The following is a 2,937-nucleotide window of genomic DNA, read 5'->3' on the forward strand; positions in this document are numbered from 1 at the left end:
TCGCCGCGGCCACCGCCTCGCCGTCCTCGGGCACGCCGAGCAGCCGCTGGGCGGCGAGCTTGATCCGGGGGTACGGGTTGAGCGGCATCATCCACCGGTCGTCGGCGGTGCGGTAGAAGCGGAAACCCAGTGCCTGGCTGGCGTTGGCGGCCGCGTTGCCCGGATACCCGTTGAGCAGCTCCCATTTGCGGTCGTAGAACGGGCACAGCCGGTGCGGTGCCACCCGCAGGTCCGCCACGATGTCCTGGCCCTCGCCGCCGCGCAGCCGCCACAACTTGGCCAGCGCGGCGGATTTCGCGGCCAGCGCGATCGCGGCCGCGCCCCCGAGCCGCAGCGTGCTGGGCACCACCGGGTCCGCGCCGAGGAAGGTGATGGTGCCGCCGGTCTCGTCCGGGCTCATGCCGATCCCCGCGAGCACCTCGGTGAGTTCGGCGTGCGCGTCGAACGCGTCGTCCGACGCCGGGTTCGCCACCGCCTTGGCCACCCGCTCAGTCAGCGACATCGCCGTTTTCCCTCCTCGTCAGCAGTTCCTCGGGAATGAGCACGTGCTTGGCGCGCAGGTATTCGCCGACCGCCTTGCCGACCTGGTCCACCCGCAGGTTCGAGGAGCCGCCGGTGCCGAGCAGCCCGCGCAGCACGAAGTGCACGGCCTTGAGCCGGGGGAACTCGTGCCGCACGACCGGCAGGTCCTTGACCTCCGGCACCAGCCTGCGAAGCTCCGCTGTGGACAGATGATCGCGCAGCCACGGCCAGGCGCGTTCGTCGGGCACCCAGATCCCCACGTTCGCGTTGCCGCCCTTGTCGCCGCTGCGGGCGTAGGCGACCGAACCGAGCGGCGCGCGCCGCAGCGGGCCGGTGTCCTCGGCGGGCCCCGGTTCCGGATGCTCCGGCTGGGCCACCGTCGCGGTCTCGGCCGGGGGCGCGATGTCGAGCACGCGGCCGTCGGCGAACACCACCCGGTGCCCGACGGCCGCCATCGGCAGCAGCGCGGGCCAGTAGTCGATGCGCGGGCGGGGAGAGCCGCCGAAGGGGGCCCCGCCGTCGTGGTAGAAGCCGGGAATGCTCTGCAGGTACAGGCTCAGCAGCCGCTGGGCGAGGTTCAGTTCGGTCAGTGCTTCGCGCTCGCGCGCGGTGGCCATCACCCGCAGGGCCACCGTCGCGTCCCACTGCGTCTCCGGATCGGCGGCCGCGGTGCCGATCCGGGTGATCTCCAGCCCGTCCACCCCCTCGGGCAGGGCGCGGGAGATCTGCGCGCGCAGCAGTTCGATCTTGGCGTCCACGTCCGGGGCGGTGACGTAGACGGTGTTGACGGTGCTGAAGCCGAGCTGCCCGAACACCGCGACCTTTGTGGACGGTGGAGGCGGTGAGCCGGTCGCGCCGGAAAGGGCGACCCGGTCCGGGCCCGCCGCCGTGACGCGGACGGTGTCCAGATGCACCGTGACGTCCGGGTTGAGGTAGCGCGGACCCTGGATTTCGTAGACGAGCTGGGCGGTCACCGTGTCCACGGTGACCTCGCCGCCGTCGCGGGCGTGCTTGGTGATCACGCTGCCGCCGTCGGCGGCGATCTCGGCGATCGGGAAGCCCGGCAGGAGCATGTTCGCGATCCGGGTGAACCCGGAGAAGTTGCCGCCCACCGCCTGCGGGCCGCATTCGATGATGTGCCCGGCGGTCACCGCGCCCGCCAGCGCGTCCCAGTCGTTCCAGGCCCAGCCGTGCCACCAGGCCGCGGGGCCCGCGGTCAGCGACGCGTCGGTGACCCGGCCGCAGACCACGATGTCGGCGCCCTCGGCCAGTGCGGTGGCGATGCCCCGGCCGCCGAGGTAGGCGTTCGCCGCCAGCGGCACCACGCCCCACGACGACAGGGGAGCGCCCGTGTCGAGGTTTTCCAGCGCGTGCCCGGCTTGTGCGTACTCGGGCAGCCGGGCGAGCACGTTGTCGCCCTCGACGCAGGCCACCGTCAGCCCTGCCCCGGCCGCTTCGATGCGCTCGCGCAGCGCGGCCGCCAGCCCCGCCGGGTGGAAGCCGCCCGCGTTGGTCACCACCTTCAGGCCCCGCGCGGCCAGTGCGGGCAGGTGCGGGGTGATCTGGTCCAGGAAGTACTCGACGTAGCCGCGGGAAGGGTCCGCGCGGTGGCGGGAGGCCAGTGCGGCGAGGGTGACCTCGGCGAGGTAGTCGCCGACCAGGACGTCGACCGGATCGCCCGCCATGACCTCGTCCACGGCGGTGTAGCGGTCGCCGAGGTAGCCGGAGAAGTTGGCGATGCGGATCGGGCGGGACATCCTCGGCACCTCGCTGTGGTCGCGGAAGTTTCCCCGACCATACCGTGGTTTCCGCTCTTGAACGAGCGCTCAGTAAGTCCCGGCCGGATTCAGCGGGCCCCGCCCTGGCGGGGCCGGGTGCGCCGGGATCCGGGCTGGGCACCCACGGTCATCAGCGCGATGGCGACATAGCGGGCGGCGAGCTTTTCGGGCCGCAGCGGGCCGTCGTCGCGGAACCAGGTGGCGACGGCCTGGCACATGCCCAGCAGGGCCCGGCTCGTTTCCGCGGGCTCCGCGACGGTGAAGACCTTCGCCCGCACGCCGTCGGTGATGATGCCGGTGAGCAGGTTCTCCAGTTTCTTGCGGGTGGCCGCGTAGTGCTTGCGGTTGGCGGGCTGCAGGTAGCGCAGCTCGGAGTCCAGTGCCGCCAGCCGGACCCGGTGCGTCATGTGCAGCACGACCGCCTCGATGACGTTGGCGAACCGCACCTCGGGCCGGTCACCGCCCTCCTCCGCGGCCGCGAACGCGCGGGAGGCCACGTCGTTGGTCGCCGTTTCCAGCAAGGCGACGAGGATGGCTTCCTTGTTCTCGTAGTAGTAGTACAGCGCGGGCACGGTAACGCCGACGCGGCGGGCTATGTCGCGCACGGCCGTGCCGTGGAAACCCTGCTCATAGAAGG

2 protein-coding genes and 1 pseudogene are annotated in these 2,937 nt (G+C 72.3%); all 3 read right to left on the reverse strand.

Going from position 1 to position 2,937, the window contains the following annotated elements:
- Positions 1-502 (reverse strand): annotated as a pseudogene (locus FNH05_RS35440) (CoA transferase); the annotation flags it as partial.
- Positions 489-2,279 (reverse strand): acyclic terpene utilization AtuA family protein, encoded by a 1,791-nt coding sequence (locus tag FNH05_RS35445; RefSeq protein WP_144593215.1) that lies wholly within the window; start codon positions 2,277-2,279, stop codon positions 489-491. The pseudogene FNH05_RS35440 and the gene FNH05_RS35445, both read right to left, overlap by 14 nt.
- A gap of 89 nt (positions 2,280-2,368) precedes the next feature.
- Positions 2,369-2,937 (reverse strand): TetR/AcrR family transcriptional regulator (locus tag FNH05_RS35450; RefSeq protein ID WP_144593216.1); only part of this gene is annotated, 569 nt, incomplete at its 5' end.

Source organism: Amycolatopsis rhizosphaerae, from assembly GCF_007713715.1.
Taxonomy (GTDB): Bacteria; Actinomycetota; Actinomycetes; order Mycobacteriales; family Pseudonocardiaceae; genus Amycolatopsis_E; species Amycolatopsis_E rhizosphaerae.

Coding starts and splice junctions, on each gene's coding strand:
- FNH05_RS35445 (WP_144593215.1), bottom strand. CDS start 2,279: ATGTCCCGCCCGATCCGCATCGCCAACTTCTCCGGCTACCTCGGCGAC.